This is a genomic window from Nostoc sp. UHCC 0870 (assembly GCF_022063185.1).
GTDB lineage: Bacteria > Cyanobacteriota > Cyanobacteriia > Cyanobacteriales > Nostocaceae > Trichormus.
The window spans coordinates 968,171-990,287 of the sequence record NZ_CP091913.1 but is presented as its reverse complement, the minus strand read 5'-3'; the positions used below and the strand labels follow the sequence as shown (position 1 = coordinate 990,287).

Here is a 22,117-nt window from a genome sequence, read left to right as displayed (position 1 = left end):
GTCAAACAATGTTATGTTTAGAAATGTAAAGTAGATTTTAAGCTATTTGGGCAGTTAAAACATCTGCTCAATGTGGCTGAGAACCATGTCCCTAATTGCTAAAAGTCCCCAATTTCCTTGGACTCAGCATGGTATTCATGGTTTAAAAATGAGAGTCAAGTCATAAAGTTTTATTGCATATTTTTGCTAAAACTTTAAGTTGCAGTTAAAGTTCATAACTCTTTGGCTGTATCAACCAAAATAAAGACGCTAAATATAAGCGTTTTGTTTTGGAGCGGATAAGTTTATAACTGTCATCAAATGTAGTTGAAAGAGCCTCTTTTTAAAATTTAATTGGGGGTAATTTACGCTGCAAATTTTCAGAAACATCTCAAATAATTAGATGTAAAATTTCTGATTTAGCTAGTCCTAATTATGTCGGATGCGCTAGGTGAAAAGCATGAACAAGCTTAGTTATAAATTACTGAATGTTCAACATTTCTGATGTATCCCATAGGAAATATCTGAAAAATCGATCCAATATTTTACAAACAATGTTATGTTTGGTAATGTAAAGAAAACTTAAGTGATTTGGGCAGCTTAAATATACTGCCACAAGCTTCTTTACAAAAGGTCTAGAGCTAAAAGTCAGTTTATTTTGGCTGTAGTCTAGTAACCAAAATATCAAAATAAGAGAAAATTTATGTCATTTTTCTCTTTCAAATCACAGGAGCAAGTAAAGTTAACCAAGGCTTAACATAATCATTAATTATGCCTTAAAAGCAATCTCCATATAAATCTGGGGTTATTTATTGGCATTATTTAAGTCTTGGATATTATCAGCAACTGTTACAAAACGCCTTTATTTATGAATTTAAGGTGTTATGTATAGTGCAAATTTTCAGCAAGCTCTACTTAACTAGAAACTAATATTTTCTAGATATTGTGAGTGTGCAAACCCAGCAAAATCAGCTATTTTTTGTATAGCAAGGACTAAAAAATGAGCATTTTCCAATCAAAATTTGAAGCGACAGAAACAGCTTTTCATGTGGAAGGCTACGAAAAAATTGAGTACGATTTAGTGTATGTCGATGGAGTTTTTGCCATTAAAAATCAAGAACTTGCAGATGTGTACAAAAGTTTTGGGCGATGTTTAGCTGTTGTTGACGCGAATGTGAGTCAATTTTACAGCACTCAAATGCAGAAATACTTCCAGCATTACGGCATTGAGTTGACGCTGTTCCCCATTACCATCACTGAACCAAATAAGACTATTCAAACTTTTGAGAAAGTTATCGATGTCTTTGCAGATTTCAAATTAGTTCGCAAAGAACCAGTTTTAGTAGTGGGTGGGGGTTTAGTTACAGATGTTGTTGGTTTTGCTTGTTCTACCTACCGACGCAGCAGTAATTACATCCGTATTCCTACTAGTTTAATTGGGTTAATTGATGCTAGTGTTGCCATTAAGGTAGCAGTTAATCACAAGAAGCTAAAAAACCGTCTAGGTGCTTATCACGCTTCTCACAAAGTTTTCTTAGATTTTTCCTTCCTGGGTACTTTACCAACAGACCAAGTACGCAACGGTATGGCGGAATTAGTCAAAATCGCCGTGGTTGCTCATAAAGAAGTATTTGAACTATTGGAAAAGTACGGGGAAGACTTACTGCATACTCATTTTGGCAATCTTGACGCAGCGACTCAAACCCAAGAAATAGCACATCAAGTCACCCACAAAGCCATCAAAAAGATGTTGGAGTTAGAAGTACCCAACCTCCACGAGTTAGACCTAGATAGGGTAATTGCTTACGGTCACACTTGGAGTCCGACATTGGAACTTGCGCCGCATATACCCATGTTCCACGGTCACGCAGTCAATATTGATATGGCTTTTTCTGCCACTATTGCAGCACGTAGAGGCTACATTACTACTCAAGAACGCGATCGCATTTTAGGATTAATGAGCCGTATTGGTCTAGCACTAGACCATCCCCTGTTGGATGTAGAGTTATTATGGCGTGCTACCCAATCCATTACTCTGACTAGAGACGGTTTACTTCGAGCTGCAATGCCAAGACCTATAGGTGAATGTCACTTCGTCAATGACCTGACCAAAGAAGAATTAGCCGCCGCTTTAGCTGAACATAAAGAACTTTGCAGCACCTATCCTCGTGGTGGCGAAGGTGTAGATATGTATCCCCTCAGCAGCCAGAAAGAACTCGTCGGGAGTGCTAAATCATGACTAATCTGATAGCAAAGCCGACAGCTAGACCTGTCACACCCTTGGGAATCTTGACTCAGAAGTTAGAAGCTGTTGTTCAAGAAGTTAACCAACGCCAAGACTTACCTGCTGATTTGGTAGCTGAAATCACCCAAGCATGGCAATTAGCAGCAGGTATTGACCCTTATTTAGAAGAATGCACCACCCAAGAATCAGCAGCCTTGGCTGTACTGGCGAAGATAACAGCCACAGAAGCTTGGGGTGAACACTTTACAGCAGGTGCAACTGTACGACCTCTAGAACAGGAAATGCTTTCTGGTCATATAGAAGGACAAACTTTAAAGATGTTTGTTCACATGACCAAAGCGCAAAGAGTCCTAGAAATCGGGATGTTTACCGGTTATTCGGCCTTAGCAATGGCGGAAGCTTTACCAGAAAATGGTGTATTGGTGGCTTGTGAAGTAGACCCTTACGCAGCAGAAGTTGCACAGACAGCTTTTGGACAGTCTCCCCACGGTGCAAAGATACGTGTGGAATTGGGTGCAGCCTTAGCAACCTTAGAGAAATTAGCGGCGGCTGGAGAAACTTTTGACTTGGTATTTATCGATGCCGATAAAAAAGAGTATATAGCTTACTTCCAAATGCTGCTGGATACGAGTTTGTTAGCACCGCAAGGTTTTATCTGTGTCGATAACACACTCCTACAAGGAGAGGTGTACTTACCTGCACAAAAACGTAGCGTCAACGGTCAAGCGATCGCTGAATTTAATCATACCGTAGCCCTCGACCCCCGTGTTGAACAGGTTTTACTTCCCCTGCGCGATGGTTTGACGATTATCCGCAGAGTGTAAACTATGGCACAATCTATTTCATTTAATTCCTCCCCTGCTACGCCGTCTCTAAGTTCAGAGACGAAAATAGCCGCAATTATCCAAAATATCCTGACTTTGGCTTTGTTATTATTAACATTGCCAGTCAACGCTGCGATCGTTTTTATATCTTTGTTTTTGGGTGCTATTTTGCGTCCCCAAACGGCGAAAACCAGCAACCCCAAAAATATCCTCATCAGTGGCGGTAAAATGACCAAAGCTTTGCAACTAGCAAGGTCATTCCACGCGGCTGGACATCGGGTTGTCCTGCTGGAAACCCATAAATATTGGTTAACTGGACATAGATTTTCTCAAGCGGTGGATAAATTTTATACAGTTCCCGCACCAGAAAAAAACTCAGAAGCCTATATCCAAGCCTTAGTGGATATAGTCAAACGAGAAAACATCGATGTCTATGTTCCCGTCACCAGTCCCATCGGGAGTTACTACGACTCCCTAGCCAAACCAGAGTTATCGCGTCATTGCGAAGTATTTCATTTTGATGCAGATATCACCCAAATGTTGGATGATAAATTTGCACTAGCGGAAAAAGCGCGATCGCTTGGGTTATCAGTACCCAAATCCTTTAAAATCACCTCTGGCGAACAAGTCATCAACTTCGACTTTTCCGGCGAGACTCGCAAATACATCATCAAAAGCATTGCTTACGACTCAGTGCGGCGTTTAGACTTAACCAAACTTCCCTGCGCCACCCCAGAGGAAACAGCCGCCTTCGTCAGAAGTTTGCCAATAAGTCCCGAAAAACCGTGGATTATGCAAGAATTTATCCCTGGGGAAGAATTTTGCACCCACAGCACCGTTAGGGATGGCGAACTAAGACTACACTGCTGCTGTGAATCATCAGCGTTTCAAGTCAACTATGAAAACGTTGAAAACCCTCAAATCATGGAATGGGTGAGACACTTCGTTAAGGAACTCAAACTGACAGGACAGATTTCCTTCGACTTCATCCAAACTGAGGACGGACAAGTATACGTCATCGAGTGTAACCCCCGCACACATTCAGCAATTACCACCTTCTACGACCACCCCCAGGTTGCAGAAGCTTACATTGGTAAAACACCAATGGTGGAAACCCTACAGCCATTAGCGACCAGCAAACCAACTTACTGGACTTATCACGAAGTTTGGCGTTTGACTGGTATTCGTTCCTTCACCCAGTTAAAGAAATGGATGCTAAATATTTGGCGCGGGACTGATGCAATTTTACAGTTAGATGACCCCTTACCATTCTTGATGGTGCATCACTGGCAAATTCCTCTGTTGTTGTTGAATAATCTCCGTCAACTGAAAGGCTGGACGCGGATAGATTTCAATATCGGTAAGTTGGTGGAATTGGGCGGAGATTAAAATCTTCCCTCTTACTCTGCTATATAAATCCTAGACAAGTCTAGACATTTATTTCTTACTTCACTGGGAGCATGGGAGCGGTTATCCCTCAATAAGCTTTCAAGGTTTAGCCAACCTCGATAAATTAATTGCAGCGTTTAAATCCCTGTCCATTGAATGACCACAACTACCACAGTTATAGGTTCTTTGTTTGAGTGGCATATCTTGAATATGTCCACAATTTGAACAGGTTTTACTTGATGGATACCAACGATCTGCAATAATTATTTGACAACCAAACTTTTTAGCTTTATATTCCAACTGACGCTTGAACTCATGGAAACCACAATCAGCAATTACTTGAGCTAATTTATGGTTAGATAACATCCCCGAAACATTTAAATCTTCTACTACTATTTTTGCGTGGTTTTTGCATAAGAAAGTAGTGATTTTGTGAAGAGTATCTTTTCGGAGATTAGCTACCCTATAATGATGTTTAGCGAGTTGAATTTTAGCTTTATATCGGTTGTTAGACCCTTTGCTTTTTCTGGCAAACCTTCTAGATAATCTTCTCAGTTTTTCTAGATTAGTTTTGTAATGCTTGGGATTAGGAAAAACAACACCTGTAGAGAGTGTTGCCAGTTCCTTGACACCTAAATCAACGCCAATAACATCGTGTTGCTTAACGGTTGGTTCATGTTTCTGCTCGTAAGCGAAAGCAATAAACCAACTATCAGCAGTGCGTGATATTGTGATTGATTTACAAGTAGTATGAGGTAAAATCTCGTAAGTTATTACCCATCCAATTGTAGGTAGCTTTATTGATTTACCACCAAAAGGAATAGGTTTACCGCCAGCATCAATAGTGAAAGCGTCGTGATGTCCTTTCTTTTTAAAGTTAGGATATCCACCTTTCCCACTAAAGAATCTAGAGAAAGAATCACCAAGATTATCAAAGGCGTATTGAGTTATTTTCTGACAAATACCAGTTTCTTTAATCCAGGTAAATTCTGGTTTAACGTGGTTGTTAAAGAACTTTTTTAGGAGATATTTGTTAGGCTTTAATCCATCTTTATAAAGGTTGTTCCAAGTAGCAAGACCCCAATTATAAGTAAACCTCGCAATACCCGCGTGTTTACTCATGATGATTTTTTGGTTTTGACTTAGTTTGAGCTTTGTTTTGATGGATAAAAGCATTGCTCGACCTCAACACTGTATTGCTTTCTTGTCTAAGCTTGTTATATCTTGTACAGGTTTGTCTATTTATTTGTCAACTAAGTTATTGCTCTGCGCCTGGAGCGTGAATAAATTTAACATTGTCTTAATCCCGCTTTGATTATGGGTTGGTAAGTTCTTTTTGCTTGGTTGCAAGTCAAGTTAAAGCTTGCCAACCATATTTAAATCTTAGTAGGGATGAGTATGGAATTTATAAATGGCGATCGCCTGCTCAAACGGCGTAACTTTTTGCTGGGTGCAAGCTTTTTTACAGGTTTAGCCGTAACTAGCCAATTGCAGCCTGTAATGGCGCGAGGACGGTTTTCTGACTATCCCTTCAAGCTGGGTGTCGCTTCTGGTGATCCTCTACCTGATAGCGTGGTGTTATGGACTCGTCTCGCACCAGCACCCCTAAATGGCGGCGGTATGCCACCTGTAAACGTCCCTGTGCGGTGGCAAATTGCGCGGGACGAAAAAATGAGACAGGTTGTGCAGAGAGGTACAGTTTTAGCCACTCCACAACTAGGTCATTCTGTACACGTTGATGTCCGAGGACTAGAACCTCATCGTTGGTATTGGTATCAATTTCAAGTTGGTAGTGAAGTTAGTCCCATCGGTCGCACGCGTACAGCACCCGCTATCTATAGTTCAATTTCACAACTAAACTTTGCTTTTGCTTCTTGTCAAGATTGGCAAAACGGCTTTTATACAGCCTATAAACACATGGCTCAAGAAGACCTAGATTTAGTTGTGCATCTAGGTGATTACATCTATGAATACGGCCCCGAAACTGGTGCGCCACGTCAGCACATTGGCCCAGAAATCATTACTTTAGCTGATTATCGCGATCGTTATGCTTTATATAAAAGCGATGTAAATTTACAAGCCGCTCATGCTAACTTTCCGTGGGCAGTAACTTGGGATGACCACGAAGTAGATAACAACTACGCCAACTTAATCCCCGAAGATAATCAAAGTCCAGCAGCCTTTGAACAGCGACGAGCTAATGCTTACCAAGCCTACTATGAGCATATGCCATTGCGCTTATCTTCCCTACCAAAGCAATCTGATATGCTCCTTTATCGGCGGTTGACCTTTGGTGATTTAGCAGAGTTCAACGTCTTAGATACTCGCCAGTACCGTACAGACCAACCTTGTAATGACGGACTCAAACCCCTGTGTGACGCAGCTTTAGATCCCCAAGCGACGATGACAGGTGCAGCACAAGAAAATTGGTTACTCCAAGGACTAGACAAATCACAAGCACGCTGGAATGTAATTGCACAACAGCTTATATTGGCTCAATTTGATTTTGATCCCCGTCCCGGAATACAAGTATTTAACGTTGACCAATGGGATGGCTATGTAGCCGCGAGGAAGCGGTTGTTGGACTTTTTAGAACAACGTAAACCTTCTAACCCAGTGGTGATTACTGGCGATATCCATTCCAGTTGGGTACATGATTTAAAAGCTGATTTTAATAATCCCCTATCAGCAACAGTAGGTACTGAATTTGTCGGTACTTCTATTACTTCCGATTTTCCCTCCCAGTTCATTGCTCCAGTGCAAGCCGCAGTCAGCGATAATCCCCATACAAAATTCTTTGATGGTGCTAACCGTGGTTATGTGCGTTGCAAATTGACTAGAAATAACTGGCAAAGTGATTATCGAGTTGTTTCCAGCATTCTTGACCAGAATACTACTATCAGAACCCTAGCTTCCTTTGTCGTAGAAAACGGACAACCCGGCGCACAAAGGGCTTGATCCTAAATTTTAGGAGAGAGGGGAAAGCGATCGCCTTTCCCTTCTTCTTCAGGACTGGCGAAACGCATTCATGAGGCGATCGCTGTAATTGAAGTTTTCACAGGAAAATTAATTCGAGTTAATCGTCCAGCAAAGTAAGTAATATTTGTCAAAGCAATTTAATGCGGTGCGTAACACTTCATCAACGCACCACTCACCACCAGCTAAACGCCGCGCTACCGCTAACACCACTCTCAAGGCACAATCAACACGGGACAAGGTGATAAGTTAATCACGCGAGTAGTCACACTATCAGTTGCACCCTCTTCCGTTAAACCTAATCCCCGACAGCCCATAATGATTAAATTTGCCCCAATTTCATCGGCGACATCACAGATAGTAAAGGCTGGTTTACCTTGCTTTTCCATAATTTCCGATGGAATACCTTGTCCAGAAAATAAAGCTTGAGCATCGGCTAAAAGTTTAGCAACCGCCTCCGGTGACACCATTGGATCAGCTTTAGCTTCATCTGCGGCGGGTTCTTCCACCACAGATAGCAGCACTAAGCGACTACCATATTTCTGCACGACATTAGCCACCACATCAGCAGCTTCCCGTGCTTCCCGACTTTGATCGATTGGAAATAAAACTGTGTTGAACATATATCTCTCCTCAGCACCCCGTACTCCGGTAAAATCTTGATGGTTATACTTTCAAAACGATAACAAAAAGGCAATCAGGAGGGTTTGGTAGTGTCCAAAAAAACTTTAGCAAGTTTATCTGCGGCTGATATTTCCGGTAAACGCGCCTTTGTGCGGGTTGATTTTAATGTACCTGTGGATGACCAAGGCAACATCACAGATGATACTCGCATTCGCGCTGCTCTACCAACCATTAACGATTTAACGCAGAAGGGTGCTAAGGTCATTCTAGCAAGCCATTTCGGTCGTCCCAAAGGTGTAGATGACAAACTGCGCCTGACTCCCGTTGCAAAGCGTTTATCTGAGTTATTGGGTCAAGAAGTCGTTAAAACTGATGACTGTATTGGCGATGAAACAGCCGCCAAAGTAGCAGCTTTACAAAATGGCCAAGTGCTGTTACTAGAAAACGTCCGTTTTTATAAAGAAGAAGAAAAGAACGATCCAGAATTTGCTAAAAAACTGGCAGCTAATGCCGATTTTTATGTAAATGATGCTTTTGGGACAGCACACCGCGCCCATGCTTCTACTGAAGGCGTTACTCATTATTTGAGTCCTGCTGTTGGTGGTTATTTGATTGAGAAGGAATTGCAGTATTTGCAAAGCGCAATTGAAGAACCCCAACGTCCTTTAGCCGCAATTATTGGCGGTTCTAAGGTTTCTAGCAAAATCGGCGTAATCGAAACCCTACTAGAAAAGTGCGACAAGCTAATCATCGGTGGGGGGATGATTTTCACCTTCTATAAAGCCCGTGGTTTGAATGTTGGTAAGTCTCTAGTAGAAGAAGACAAGCTAGAACTAGCAAAGTCTTTGGAAGCTAAGGCTAAAGAACGTGGTGTCACCTTCTTGCTACCTACAGACATTGTATCAGCTGATAAATTTGCCCCCGATGCCAATGCTACCACCGTCAGCATTGAAAATATTCCTGCTGATGGCATGGGTTTGGATATTGGACCTGATTCTATCAAAGTTTTCCAAGCAGCTTTGGCTGACTGTAAGACCGTGATTTGGAACGGGCCGATGGGTGTATTTGAGTTTGATAAGTTTGCAGCTGGTACAGAAGCGATCGCTCATACTTTAGCAGAAATCAGCAAAACAGGTACAACCACCATCATCGGTGGTGGTGACTCTGTAGCGGCTGTTGAAAAGGTAGGTTTGGCTGAACAAATGAGCCATATCTCCACCGGTGGCGGTGCTAGCTTAGAGTTACTCGAAGGTAAAGTATTACCCGGTATCGCTGCTTTAAATGACGCGTAATCGAATAATTGCTCTAGCTATTGTCCAATTACGTTAATTTATGACAACTTTAGTGAGGGTACGGTATAACGTACCCTTGCTATTTTTGTTGATATAGCGGTTCTCGCTTTAGTGAGGTACAAGAACCCCACCCCCAACCCCCTCCCCGCAAGCAAGGAGGGGGCTATGATATACCTCATGTGATTAGGAAAAGCTATATTTCTGGTATTCACGCCGCCAAAATGATCAAGGGTAGCTTAAAGTCCTAGTGTTCGGTTAATTCGTAATAATTAGGTATTACTGTGAATTTGAGTCACACATCATCCGGCTATATTTTGGCGTTGGATTTGGGTACAACAGGAAACCGCGCTTTTATTTTTAACGCCGAAGGTAAAATTGTCGGACAGGCATATAAAGAACTGACACAATATTATCCCCAGCCGGGTTGGTTGGAACATGACGCTGAAGAAATTTGGCGGGATACTTGCTGGGTGATTAAAACTGCGATCGCTAAATCTCAAATCGCGTCGTCGGAAATTGCAGCCATTGGTCTGACTGTACAACGGGAAACCTGCTTACTCTGGGATAAAACGACAGGTAAACCACTCCATAAAGCTATTGTTTGGCAAGACCGCCGCACTGCTCCCCTGTGTAATCAATTACAAGAGCAAGGTTATGCTCAGGAAATATACGATCGCACTGGTTTAGTCATAGATGCTTATTTCTCAGCGACTAAACTTAGATGGCTCTTAGATAATCTTACAGGCGTTGACTTGCATAATGTCCTGGCAGGTACTATTGATACTTGGGTGCTATGGAATCTTACTGCTGGAAAAGTTCACGCTACTGACCACAGCAACGCTAGCCGAACAATGTTGATGAATCTCAAAACCTGCGCGTGGGATGAGAAATTATTAGATATTTTCCAGATTCCGGCTCATATTTTGCCCAAAATTCAACCGAGTTTAGGCGAATTTGGCGTGACTGATGCTGAATTACTCGGTGCGGCTATCCCCATCACTGCTATTTTAGGTGATCAGCAAGCCGCTTTATTTGGTCATGGCTGCGATCGCCCCGGTTTGATGAAATGTACTTATGGAACTGGTAGTTTTTTAGTTGCTCACACTGGCGAGAAAATTGTGCGATCGCACAATCAACTGATTTCTACAGTGGCATGGACACAAGCAAATTCAAGTCATAACTTAAATGTAGGCTATGCCCTAGAAGGTAGTATGTTTACTAGTGGTGCTTGTATCCAATGGTTGCGTGATGGCATCAAGTTGATTAACACTGCGGCGGACACTGAGACGATGGCGGCTCAAGTATCAGATAACGGCGGAGTCTATTTTGTCCCGGCTTTTAGTGGACTAGGCGCACCCCACTGGGACATGACCGCCAGAGGAGCATTTTTTGGCATTACCGCCAGCGTCCAACCCCAGCATTTAGTCCGCGCAGTGTTGGAGGCGATCGCGTACCAAGTGCTAGAAGTAGTACAAGCAATCAACGCCTTTAGTAGTCATCCCATGCAGCGTTTAATTGTAGATGGTGGTGCTTGCGAGAATAATTTCCTGATGCAGTTTCAAGCAGATGTGTTAGGGATTCCTGTAGAACGTCCCACCATGCGTGATACCACAGTCCAAGGTGCATCCTTTGCCGCCGGTTTAGCTGTAGGATTTTGGGATAGTTATGCAGAACTGGTAAAGCAGCGAAAAATTGACCGCATATTTGAGCCAGGGGAAGGAAGACATCAAGCCACAGCTAACTTTGTTACTTGGCAAAAAGCCGTTAAACGCACTTTAGAGTGGGAAGAGTAGGGAGTAGGTGACAGGTGACAGGGGACAGGGGACAGGGGACAGGGGACAGGGGACAGGGGACAGGGGACAGGGGACAGGGGATAGGGGAAGGTGGACAAGGATAATAATGTTATGGGTGGGTAGAGATGTGGCAATGCAACGTCTCTACAGGCGTTATTATTTTGAGAAATTATCTTATCCGAACCGTATTGGGAGACAAAGAATAATTTTTTTAGTCCCCAGTCCCCAATCTCCAATCCCTAATTTCCAGCCAACTCCAAATCCAAGGTATAAAAACCAACTTTTTTCGGTATTCTGTCGAATCTACCTATGCGATAACCGCGTGATAATTCATTTAATACCTTGCTTTTGACTTCTCTGTGATCATCAGCATCGATGTCTCCATAAAGTCCTGTAATGACTTCCGCCACACTAAAAACTTTTCCTGGATTATGTCGAAAGAAAGAGGTTAGAGCATCAATTAAAAATTGACCTTCATAGGCTTTCAACATAGGAACAATTTTACTCTTCGGCATTACTAAAGGTGGCTTCTTCCTACTTTTAGTATTGCGAGAGTAAGTATGAGTGCGATTAGAAGTTACCAAACTTAAGTCTAAGGTATAACAACCAGGCTCGTCAGGTATACCAAACCACGCCTGTCTTTCTCTACCTTGGGTAAGAGAAGACTGGACTCTACCTTTAACTACCTTAAAGATGTGTGGATCTAACTCACCATAGAGCGATCGCACAACAAAATCTATATGACAGACAGAACCAAGATGTTCTTGCAATAGTTTGGAAATAGCTTCCATCCGACTCATAGATTGATACTCAGGTAGCATGGGAAAGTCAATTCCCTTAATGCTTTCTGCTGATATCTTGATAACTGGAGGCTCTTTATTATCTACAAACGTAGCAGCAGATTCCTTGATTTCTAAACGATCTGAGCTTTGGATGTCAGCTTGCTTAGACTCTACTGATTTAATAGCAGTAGGGGAAACACTATCAGACAAAGATAATAAAGACTGATCCTGGGATGTGGTGGATGCTTCTTGTCTAGCTTCGAGAGTTGCAACTTGGCCGTTTGTATCTGGATCTGAAGACCAAGTAGATAACAAAGCTTGTACATGATCAAGTTGCGATCGCGCCTGTGTATACAAAGTTTCGTACTCTTCTACAAGGTGAGCATAGTAGTCTCGTAGTTCTAACAACGGAGAGAGAAAGTCTTGAGGGGGGGGTTCTAAATGCAATTGAGTATTTATCATGTAGTTTCACATCAACCCAAATCGGTATCACTTTTATAAGACATTGGTCGAGGTTTAGCCTTGTGAGATGGCTGCTGAGACTTTTTCGGTGCTTGCGGTGGGCGACATCTCTCACAATATAAAGGACGGGGGCCAAACGTCTCGCGTTGTGTAGCTTCGTTACACTCTTTACAGACGAAATTAAAAACGCGAGTGTGAATCAGTCTTTGATGGGCTTTGACAGTATATTCCCTAACATTAATTAGCTTAGTGGTCATAATCAAAAACGTTGAATTCCAATTCTATCAATATAGCTATTCAAGCAAATAAACTGAGATCCGTGTGTGTTTAGTTATCAGCTTGATTTAAATCAGCAATTTTGAGTAAAACATTAGATGCACAGTTGGCATAGTAGAAACCGGGAACAATCAATTGGTTGTCTTATTAGCATATAGTTCATTATCAACATATAGGTACTATTTACTGCCATATTTTTTGGAAGATTAGGCACAAAATTTTTTTTTCACAAAGATTTATGACAAAGTAACTTTAGTGTCCACATTGTACTTTTTGTTATAAAGTTTTATGCCCAATGAAGGATGTAATTAAAAATCACCTTTCCATTCTAAGAGCCAGATTCTCTAATGGAAAGAGTTGGTGAATATTAGTGTATAAAAAGTCTATGTAGTAATCTGCTTTAATTTTTAAAATTACTTAATTAGGTAGGGATTGGGGAGTCCAGAAGAACCCTTGTTAAGTAGGGGCAGGTTTAAAAATATCATCAATTATTAATAATGATCTCAGTAAAATCAACCCTAGTAACGCTAGGTAGAAGTCACAAGTCAAAAGTTTTTTATATCAAGGCTTTTAGTTTAAAAGGCACAAACGACGATCGCTTGCGCCTTCATATCTCCTTAACAAAACTCAGCCATCACTATTTACTCTCTACAAAGTCAGCATCAATCACATCTTCACCGTCGCCTCTTTGTTCGCCCTGTGTACCGCCCGGAGTTGTTCCTGCGGCTTGGGCGTAAACAGCACTACCGACTTGCATGAGGGCTTGTTGCAACTCATTAGTTAGAGATTTAATGCGATCGAAATTATCTTGGTTAATCGCCGCTCGTAAATCACTTACTAGCCCTTCAACTCGACTCTTGTCGCTAGCACTAACTTTATCTCCCAAATCTCGCAGTTGTTTTTCTGCTTGATAGACCAAAGAGTCGGCTAAGTTCTTGGTGTCTATTTGTTCGCGGCGTTTGTGGTCTTCGGCGGCGTGGGCTTCTGCATCCCGCACCATTTGTTCCACATCGCGTTTATCTAAGGTTGAAGCACCTGTGATCGAAATTGACTGCTGTTTGTTGGTCGCCCGGTCTTTCGCTGTTACTGAGAGAATCCCATTGGCATCAATATCAAAGGTTACTTCAACTTGCGGCACACCCCTCGGTGCTGGAGGAATACCATCTAAACGGAAATTACCCAAACTCTTGTTATTTTGAGCTAATTCTCGTTCACCTTGGAGGACATGAATTTCTACATTTGTTTGCCCATCAACGGCGGTAGAAAAGACTTCGGATTTTTTTACCGGGATAGTGGTGTTACGTTCAATAATCTTAGTCATCACACCGCCTAAAGTTTCTACACCCAAAGACAACGGTGTTACATCCAAGAGTAAGATATCTTTGACTTCACCTGATAGCACACCCGCTTGAATAGCTGCACCAACTGCTACTACTTCATCTGGGTTAACTCCTTGACATGGATCTTTCCCAGTTATCTGGCGGACTAATGCTTGCACCGCAGGAATGCGAGTCGAACCACCAACTAGTACAATTTCATCAAGTTGAGCATGGGAGAGTCTGGCATCTTGCAATGCTTGTTGTACTGGTTTGCGGCAACGGTCAAACAAATCTGCACACATCTCCTCAAATTTAGCTCGTGTTAGGGTCATGTCTAGGTGTTTCGGCCCTGCTTGGGTGGCGGTGATGAAGGGGAGATTGATATTAGTTTGAGTCGCACTAGAAAGTTCAATTTTGGCTTTTTCGGCTGCTTCTGTTAATCTTTGCAGTGCTTGCTTGTCTTTACGCAAGTCTACGCCTTCATTAGCTTGGAATTCATTAGCTAGCCAATCAACAATCTTTTTATCGAAGTCGTCACCGCCTAAATGGGTGTCGCCACTAGTGGATTTGACTTCAAACACACCATCGCCTACTTCCAAGATAGAAACATCAAAAGTTCCACCACCCAGGTCAAATACTAAAATAGTTTCATTTTCCTTCTTATCCAAACCATAGGCCAGGGCGGCGGCTGTTGGTTCGTTAATGATGCGGAGAACTTCTATACCAGCTATTTTCCCGGCATCTTTGGTAGCCTGGCGTTGGGAGTCATTAAAATAAGCCGGGACTGTAATTACAGCTTGGGTAACTTTTTCACCTAGATATTTGCTGGCATCATCTACCAGTTTCCGCAAGACTTGGGCAGAAATTTCTTCAGGAGCAAATTGTTTACCTACGGCGGGACAGTCTAATTTGACATTCTGTTGACTGTCGCGCATGACTCGATAAGAAACCTCTGTGGCTTCATGGGTAATTTCATCAAATTTGCGCCCAATGAAGCGTTTGACAGAATAAAAGGTGTTTTCTGGGTTCATCACAGCTTGCCGTCGGGCAATTTGACCCACCAAACGTTCACCAGTTTTGGTATATGCAACAACAGAGGGCGTAATCCTTTGTCCCTCTGCATTGGCAATGACGGCTGGTTGTCCCCCTTCCATAACAGCAACGCACGAGTTTGTTGTCCCTAAATCAATACCAACTACTTTCGCCATAAGAATTACCTCTCTTTAGGGGTGTAGGGGTGTAGGGGTGTAGGGGTGTAGGGGTGTAGGGGTGTAGGGGTGTAGGGGTGTGGGGGTGTGGGGTATTATTAAGTAGGGTGCGTTATTGACTTTAGTCCTAACGCACCGAAAATATAGGCTAATGCGTTAGCCTACGGCATAACACACCCTACTGGACTACACTCAGCACTCATCACTCAGCACTCACTCTTATCCGAGATTAACTTTCACAACTTTTTGTCTTTCGGATTCTGCTTTTGGCAGATTTAGCCGGAGAATGCCGTTTTTGTATTCAGCTTGTACTTTGTCGTTTTGAATTTGACAGGGTAAAGGTATTTCTCTTTGAAATCTACCGTACCGAAATTCAGAACGAGTCATACCACCTTCTTCAGTTTTGGTTTCAGATTTGCGTTCACCGCTAATTAAAATTGAGTCTGGTGTAGCTTCTACATTAATATCTTTGGATTCTAGACCAGGTACTTCTAATTTGAGATGAATTGCATCATCTTTTTCTTCAATTTCAGCAGCAGGCATAAATGTAAATCCCGTTCTTTCGCCGCCATCGGTGGGTATTAACCTTTCAATCAGGCGATTCATTTGCCGTTGCAAGGTATCAATTTCTCGGAATGGTTCTAGGCGTTCGATATCCCGGAAAGGTTCCCAACGAACAAGTGCCATAATATCACCTCTAAAAATGTACTATTTAGATGTAGGCAGCCTAATTTAAAGCTTTATAGCTGAAAGCGCAGCAATATATTTTTAGTTGAATCTTTAATTTCCAAAAGCTTTGTCTTAAGCTTCCTCACTAACACAATAGAACACGGTGAAATAGACGTAGGTTCGGTTTAATGAACAGTGGCGATCGCAATAACCGTACAGAAAAAATTCAAAATTCAAAATGTACAATTCAAAATTAATAAATCTAACTATTGGCTGATGTAAGTTTGCGGTTACAGTATATGACTAAAATTATGAATAATCCTAAACCAAGTAGATACTTTAATGGGTCTGGAATTATAGGATTAGGAGAGATAAAACCCTCGATAATCCCCGCAATTACTAACATTGGCACAATGCCAAATACTAACTGTACTGCTTGAGAGCCATAAAATTTTAAGGCATCTCTCGGGCGATATTTACCAGGAAATAAAATTGCTTTTGCTAATAATAAACCAGCCCCACCGGCGAAAAAGATAGCTGGTAACTCTAAAGCACCGTGGGGAAAGACAAAAGCCCAAAAAGGATAAGCTAAATTATTTTGACTGACTAGGGTGGCGATCGCACCAATTAATAACCCATTAAATACCATGATATAGGTCGTGAACGCCCCGGCTGTCATCCCTCCAGCCACCGCAGCAAAGGACACCTTGATATTATTAATCATGATGCCGCTAGATGCTAAAGGTTCAACACCAACAATTGACCCCATCCACAATTCACCTTTATCTCGGACTTGCGAAATTAAGCTTTCTGGCACAATCAAGGACATAAAGGTCGGGTCTTGCCACGCATACCACCAACCCACCAGTAATCCCACAAAAAACAAAGCCGTCGCTGTGGCGATATAGAGAAACGTTTGTTGGATGACGGCGGGAAACCCCCAAAGATAAAAGTCCCATACGGCTTGCCATTCCTGCCGACGAGAACCTTGGTAAATTTGCGTGTAGGCGCGGGTGGTCAAGGATTGTAAATTATGAATCAAAATATTGCCCACCTGTTGAGTGCGGGCGCGTGCCAAATCAGCCGCCACGGAACGGTATAAACTTGCTACTTCTCTAATCTCCCCAGCGTTGAGGGATTTTAACCCTTTGTGTTCTAACTGTCTCAGTAAAGCATCCAAACGCTGCCAATTTGGTTCTCTTCGTGCAATCCAACGTTGAATATTCATAAATTTTGGGCATATTAGCTTCTAACGTACCTTAAGATAGCTTCAAATTCATACCCGTAATTTTAAGGAAAGCTCAACTTTATGGCTGGAAATATTGGTTCTCCTAGTCCCATGCAACCACTGACTGTGGGCAATGTGGTGAGTGCTGGAATGAGATTATATCGCTCTCATCTCAAGGATTACTTTTTCGTAGCTTTAATTGCATCTTTATGGTTGTTCTTACCATTATTGTTTTTTATCGGTGCTGGTTTAGTAGGTTTTTGGAATGTTCGCTTTAATAATAATGCCCCTGGGATTTGGGTAGTTTTAGTAGTAGTGGGAATAATTGCTTACTTGTATGGTTTGGGTAAAGCATTAGTTAACACTTCAGTTATTTCCAGGTTAGCATTTGGCGAATTAGTGAATCAACCAGAAACTGTTAGTATAGCTCGCAGTCAAGTAAATCCTAAGTTATGGACATTTGTCTTCAATGCACTCTTATTATTTGTGATTTTTTTGGCTATCTTTGTCATGCTTTTTATATTTGGGGCAATTGTCCTAGGATTATTTCAATTTGCATTGGGAGTAACAGAACCGAATATAGCTACGATACTGCTGACTATCCTGGTATATTTGGTCATCTTAACTGCTGTTGTCTGGTTTTCTGCTAGGTTTTTGATTGCTGATGTGTTGATAGGAATAGAAAATAACCTTGATGCAGTTACCACAGTTGGACGCAGTTGGGAATTAACTCAAAATAATACTTGGCGGATTGTTGTAATATTATTTGTAGCCTTGTTAATTACATTTCCCATCCAATTAGTTTTTCAGATCATTACCCAAAGCGTCACCCAACCCATATTATTACAATCCATCCAAGATGCTATCAGTGGTTCAGTAAATGCTGTTTACTCTATAGCCGCAGTTTATTTAGTCACATTTGTTTTAGCATACTTATTAAATGCAGCCTTTTTACCATTTTGGCAGTCAATTAAAGCTGTGATTTACTATGACTTGCGGAGTCGCCGGGAAGGGTTAGGGCTAAAATTACGGGAACGGGAATTTTAACCACCAAAAATAATTCGTAATTCGTAATAGACTCCGTTCCGGTTCTCTACAAGACGCTACGCGGAAGCAAGCTACGTAATTTGTAATTTGTAATGTGCTAAAACCTCGCTTTTAACGGCCAAATTTGGGTAATTGAAATTATGCACCTGTTTAACCGTGTTAAATACCGCACACCAGAAAGTGTAGAATTAGAATTTACCCTTGCAGGTATCGGTAATCGTGCTTGGGCGTTGCTAATCGACTATTTGGTATTAGCCACGATTTTGACAACTTTCTTAATCGCCTGGGTGATTATTGCTGGTCAATTATCAGATTTTTGGCAACAAGTTTTTGGTTCTACATTTAGTCAGTGGTTGATAGCCATTACATTCATCGTCAGCTTTGTCATTTACGCTGGTTATTTTGTATTTTTTGAAACTCTATGGCAAGGTCAAACTCCTGGTAAAAAAGCCGCACAAATTCGGGTAGTTCGTGATAATGGTAGACCAATTGGGATACAGCAAGCAAGTTTACGCGCTCTACTGCGTCCATTTGATGAGTTCCTATTTATAGGAGCTTTTCTTATTATGTTTAGTCGCCAAGAAAAGCGTCTTGGTGATTTAGCCGCCGGCACAATTGTAATTCAAGCCGGGACACCAACCACATCAGCGAATATCATCATTTCTGAACAGGCTAAATCGTTATATCAGGAGTTAATTCAAATTACTGATTTATCCAGATTATTACCTGATGATTTTGCGGTAATTCGGGAATATTTACAGCGACGTAGTGCTATGTCAGCCAAGGCTAGAAGTGCGTTATCTTTGAAGTTATCCCAACAAGTTCAAGAGATTTTGAATATAGAAAATTTACCAGCAACCATTCACTCAGATATTATTTTAGAAGCCGTTTATTTAGGGTCTCAGAATCAGGATTGGGGCTAGTACCGCCGTGAAGTCACGTCGCTTTGCTCCGAATTCAAAATTCAAAATTCAAAATTCAAAATTAAATACCCCACTGATAAATCTGGGGGCTTGAATTAATCTTGTTTGAATTTTTTCTTCTCCCTAAATTTATTTAGGGGCTTGTACCCTTTTTTTCTTTGGTCAAAAAACCTGTCTTTTCAGACTTTAAATGTTGTCAAGAAATAACTTATGCTGCGTGAATTTGCCAGTCGAGATGAATTAATAGCCTATCTGGGTGAACAATTCCCCCAAGCCGCAGAACGTGATTATCATGTTAGCAACACTTTGGGAGGAAGAAAAGCAGCTGAAACAGCCTTGCAAAAAATCAACCCTGTATCCTACGCCAAGACACGTAATTTTTTAACAGGTGACGTAACCAGACTTTCGCCCTACATTCGTTATGGTGTTTTGAGTCTGCGAGAAATTCGTGATTATGTACTTGATAACGTCCAAAACCCTGATGATGCAACCAAACTAATTAATGAGTTAGGTTGGCGGGATTACTGGCAAAGATTATATGTCAAGTTAGGAAATAACATCTGGCAAGACCAAGAAGAATACAAAACCGGCTACACCCTAGCAGAATACGCAGCAGATTTACCCCAAGATATCAAAGAGGGTAGTACAGGCTTAGTTTGCATCGACAACTTCAGCCAGGAATTGCGAGAGACTGGCTACTTACATAACCATATGCGGATGTGGTTAGCTGCTTACGTTGTCCATTGGCGGCGGATTCGTTGGCAAGCAGGTGCAAAATGGTTTCTAGAACACTTATTAGATGGTGATCCTGCTAGTAATAATATGTCCTGGCAGTGGGTAGCCAGCACCTTCAGTCATAAACCTTATTTTTTCAACCGTGAAAACTTAGAACGTTACACCAAAAGCGTTTATTGTCAACAATGTCCCCTTTACGGTCATTGTGATTTTGAAGGTAGCTATTAAGAATTAGAACAGCGTCTTTTTCCCAAAGGAGAATTTATTAAAAAACCCAACAGTCAAAGTTGGCAAAAGGGAAAGAAGTAGGTGACAGGGGACAGGTGACAGGTGACAGGAGAAAAATAAAAATGACTAAAATTATTTGGATACATGGTGACTGTTTAAGTCCTCATAACCCTGCCTTACAAGCATACCCAGATGCGCCGGCTATTTGGGTTTGGGATGATGCCTTGATAGAGGAATGGCAACTCAGTCTCAAACGGCTGACTTTTATTTATGAATGCTTGCTAGAGTTACCTGTAGAAATTCGTCGCGGTAATGTGGCGCAAGAAGTTTTAGCTTTTGCTAAAGAACATAACGCTGAGTTAGTAGCGACAAGTAATAGCCCTAGTCCTCGGTTTAGTTATATCTGCGATGAAATTGAGCGTACTTTAAACTTAGAAGTGTTTGAGGTCGAACCATTCTTTGATTACGATGGACATATTGACCTCAAGCGATTCTCCCGCTATTGGAAGGTAGCAGAAAAGTATGTTTTTTAGTGCTGAGTGCTGTTCACTCTTCTCTACCTTTCCTTCTCTTTAGAGACGCTACCGCGAAGGGAACACCGTGCTGTACTAGCTGAGATTACCGAAATAATTGCAGAATAAATGCAGTTTGTCTGGTGACTACCAAGAAATGCTGACTACACTTGCTGACGCACAAAATTTACTTTCTGACCTCATCACCCGCTACTCATCGCGTGTAGATTATTTGATGATTCGCCTAGAGGAATCAGAGGGGACAGATATCTTGTTGCGTGGCGACAAGGTGGAAACCCTCAGTGAAGGAATCTCTAGCGGTGGACATATCCGCGCTTGTTATAAAGGTGGCTGGGGTTTGAGCAGTTTTAATCAGCTGTCTACTATTAAGGAACGCATTGAAGAAGCAGTAGCATCTGCACGGATGGTGGGTGATGAAGAAACTTTACTTGCTCCTATTGACCCGGTGCAAGCAATATGCAGTCTACCTTTGACGGGTAAAAATCCGCGACAAGTAACCCTGGCGCAGAAAAAGGAGTTGTGCGATCGCTATACTGAACTATTAAAAGCTGAAGATTATCGCATCACTACTACCTCGGTTCGTTATAGCGATAGTTCTCATAAAATTATTCTTGCTACCTCAGAAGGTACTCTCATCAATCAATCTTGGGTAGACATGGAAATGCGCTTTGCAGCCACCGCCAGAAATGGTGAAACTGTTCAAACTGGCAGGGAAACTACAGGTTCTCGCAAAGCTTACGAAGATTTAATGAATTTGGATGAACAGGTAAAAAGTGCGTCACAAAGGGCTGTTGCTGCCTTATCTTTACCGCCAGTCAAGGGGAATACCTACACTGTAGTGATTGACCCTATTCTCACTGGCTTGTTTGTTCACGAAGCTTTTGGGCATCTTTCGGAAGCGGATATGGCTTACGAAAACCCCGATTTACTGGAAGTCATGACCATCGGACGGCAATTTGGCCCGGAAGAACTACAAATTTTTGATGGTGCAGCCCCAGAAGGTCATCGCGGTAGCTATTTTTATGATGATGAAGGAACACCAGCCACGACAACCCAACTGATTAAAGATGGTATTTTAGTTGGTCGTTTACATTCCCGTGAAACCGCAGGTAAGTTAGAGGAAAGCCCAACAGGTAACGCGCGCTGTCTCAATTATCACTATAATCCGATTGTCCGCATGACTAATACTTGGATTGAACGGGGTAAAACCCCAGTTGCAGATTTATTTACTGGTATTAAAGAAGGAGTATACGCCCGTAATTGGCTGGGTGGAATGACAAACGGGGAAATGTTCACTTTTAGTGCGGGGGAAGCGTGGATGATTAGAAATGGTGAGATTGCTGAACCAGTAAAAGATGTGACGCTTTCAGGTAATGTTTTTCAAACTTTGGCAGATATTGAAGCTATTGGAGATGATTTTTATTGGGATGAATCTGGCGGTTGTGGTAAAGGTGGGCAAAATGGTTTACCTGTGGGTTGTGGCGGCCCTAGTCTGCGAATTCGAGATGTAGTAGTGGGGGGAGATATTTAATTCGTAATTCGTAATTAAAGTAATTTATGGTGGGCAAAGCCCACCAAGGTTTAA

The 22,117-nt window shown here is 41.9% G+C and carries 17 protein-coding genes and 1 pseudogene; 11 read left to right on the top strand and 7 right to left on the bottom strand.

Translation table 11 applies throughout. The annotated features are described in order from the left end of the window. The first annotated feature begins 979 nt into the window (after positions 1 to 979). From L6494_RS04375 to L6494_RS04365, 3 genes are read left to right on the top strand one after another with little or no spacing between them, the layout of a single operon-like run. Entirely contained in the window at positions 980 to 2,218 is a 1,239-nt protein-coding gene (locus tag L6494_RS04375) for a sedoheptulose 7-phosphate cyclase (protein WP_237991619.1), read from the top strand. Next, positions 2,215 to 3,048: an O-methyltransferase gene (locus L6494_RS04370; RefSeq protein ID WP_237991618.1), complete on the top strand. Its 834-nt coding sequence runs from the start codon at positions 2,215 to 2,217 to the stop codon at positions 3,046 to 3,048. The genes L6494_RS04375 and L6494_RS04370 overlap by 4 nt, the downstream gene beginning before the upstream one ends. A gap of 3 nt (positions 3,049 to 3,051) precedes the next feature. Further along, positions 3,052 to 4,437 (top strand): ATP-grasp domain-containing protein, encoded by a 1,386-nt coding sequence (locus tag L6494_RS04365; protein ID WP_237991617.1) that lies wholly within the window; start codon positions 3,052 to 3,054, stop codon positions 4,435 to 4,437. Positions 4,438 to 4,536: 99 nt separating this feature from the next. Here L6494_RS04365 and L6494_RS04360 read toward each other — a convergent pair whose 3' ends face one another. Continuing rightward, on the bottom strand, positions 4,537 to 5,613 hold the full coding sequence (locus tag L6494_RS04360) for an RNA-guided endonuclease InsQ/TnpB family protein (RefSeq protein ID WP_237991616.1): 1,077 nt from the start codon (positions 5,611 to 5,613) through the stop codon (positions 4,537 to 4,539). A gap of 222 nt (positions 5,614 to 5,835) precedes the next feature. Here L6494_RS04360 and L6494_RS04355 point away from each other — a divergent pair, with 222 nt between their 5' ends. Then, entirely contained in the window at positions 5,836 to 7,395 is a 1,560-nt protein-coding gene (locus L6494_RS04355; RefSeq protein WP_237991615.1) for an alkaline phosphatase D family protein, read from the top strand. A 233-nt stretch (positions 7,396 to 7,628) separates the two neighbouring features. Here L6494_RS04355 and L6494_RS04350 read toward each other — a convergent pair whose 3' ends face one another. After that, the gene (locus L6494_RS04350) at positions 7,629 to 8,036 is read right to left on the bottom strand and encodes a universal stress protein (protein ID WP_237991614.1); all 408 of its coding nucleotides are present in this window, start codon (positions 8,034 to 8,036) and stop codon (positions 7,629 to 7,631) included. A gap of 90 nt (positions 8,037 to 8,126) precedes the next feature. Here L6494_RS04350 and L6494_RS04345 point away from each other — a divergent pair, with 90 nt between their 5' ends. Further along, positions 8,127 to 9,329, top strand: coding sequence for a phosphoglycerate kinase (locus tag L6494_RS04345; RefSeq protein ID WP_237991613.1), 1,203 nt, complete (start codon positions 8,127 to 8,129; stop codon positions 9,327 to 9,329). Between the two features lie 287 nt (positions 9,330 to 9,616). Then, positions 9,617 to 11,122, top strand: a complete 1,506-nt coding sequence (glpK, locus tag L6494_RS04340) for a glycerol kinase GlpK (protein ID WP_237995796.1) — start codon at positions 9,617 to 9,619, stop codon at positions 11,120 to 11,122. Positions 11,123 to 11,361: 239 nt separating this feature from the next. On the opposite strand, the gene L6494_RS04335 is transcribed toward glpK, so the two are convergent. From L6494_RS04335 to L6494_RS04315, 5 genes are all read right to left on the bottom strand, one after another. Continuing rightward, positions 11,362 to 12,366 (bottom strand): hypothetical protein, encoded by a 1,005-nt coding sequence (locus tag L6494_RS04335; protein WP_237991612.1) that lies wholly within the window; start codon positions 12,364 to 12,366, stop codon positions 11,362 to 11,364. A gap of 11 nt (positions 12,367 to 12,377) precedes the next feature. Continuing rightward, the gene (locus tag L6494_RS04330) at positions 12,378 to 12,623 is read right to left on the bottom strand and encodes a hypothetical protein (protein ID WP_237991611.1); all 246 of its coding nucleotides are present in this window, start codon (positions 12,621 to 12,623) and stop codon (positions 12,378 to 12,380) included. A 656-nt stretch (positions 12,624 to 13,279) separates the two neighbouring features. Then, on the bottom strand, positions 13,280 to 15,169 hold the full coding sequence (gene dnaK, locus L6494_RS04325) for a molecular chaperone DnaK (RefSeq protein WP_237991610.1): 1,890 nt from the start codon (positions 15,167 to 15,169) through the stop codon (positions 13,280 to 13,282). A 219-nt stretch (positions 15,170 to 15,388) separates the two neighbouring features. After that, entirely contained in the window at positions 15,389 to 15,856 is a 468-nt protein-coding gene (locus tag L6494_RS04320) for an Hsp20/alpha crystallin family protein (RefSeq protein ID WP_237991609.1), read from the bottom strand. A gap of 244 nt (positions 15,857 to 16,100) precedes the next feature. Beyond that, complete coding sequence (locus L6494_RS04315) at positions 16,101 to 17,066, bottom strand: stage II sporulation protein M (protein ID WP_237991608.1); 966 nt, start codon at positions 17,064 to 17,066, stop codon at positions 16,101 to 16,103. An 81-nt stretch (positions 17,067 to 17,147) separates the two neighbouring features. On the opposite strand from L6494_RS04315, the gene L6494_RS04310 reads away from it, so the two are divergent. The 5 genes and pseudogenes from L6494_RS04310 (at position 17,148) to L6494_RS04290 (ending at position 22,063) form a co-directional block, all read left to right on the top strand. Beyond that, on the top strand, positions 17,148 to 18,113 hold the full coding sequence (locus tag L6494_RS04310; RefSeq protein ID WP_237991607.1) for a DUF975 domain-containing protein: 966 nt from the start codon (positions 17,148 to 17,150) through the stop codon (positions 18,111 to 18,113). Between the two features lie 140 nt (positions 18,114 to 18,253). Further along, positions 18,254 to 19,036: an RDD family protein gene (locus L6494_RS04305; RefSeq protein ID WP_237991606.1), complete on the top strand. Its 783-nt coding sequence runs from the start codon at positions 18,254 to 18,256 to the stop codon at positions 19,034 to 19,036. Between the two features lie 210 nt (positions 19,037 to 19,246). Then, positions 19,247 to 20,080: pseudogene (locus L6494_RS04300) on the top strand (FAD-binding domain-containing protein). Positions 20,081 to 20,121: 41 nt separating this feature from the next. Beyond that, positions 20,122 to 20,532 carry a hypothetical protein gene (locus tag L6494_RS04295; protein WP_237991605.1) on the top strand — a complete coding sequence of 137 codons (411 nt, stop codon included), beginning with the start codon at positions 20,122 to 20,124 and terminating at the stop codon, positions 20,530 to 20,532. A gap of 136 nt (positions 20,533 to 20,668) precedes the next feature. Further along, complete coding sequence (locus L6494_RS04290; protein WP_237991604.1) at positions 20,669 to 22,063, top strand: TldD/PmbA family protein; 1,395 nt, start codon at positions 20,669 to 20,671, stop codon at positions 22,061 to 22,063. Positions 22,064 to 22,117: the final 54 nt, after the last annotated feature.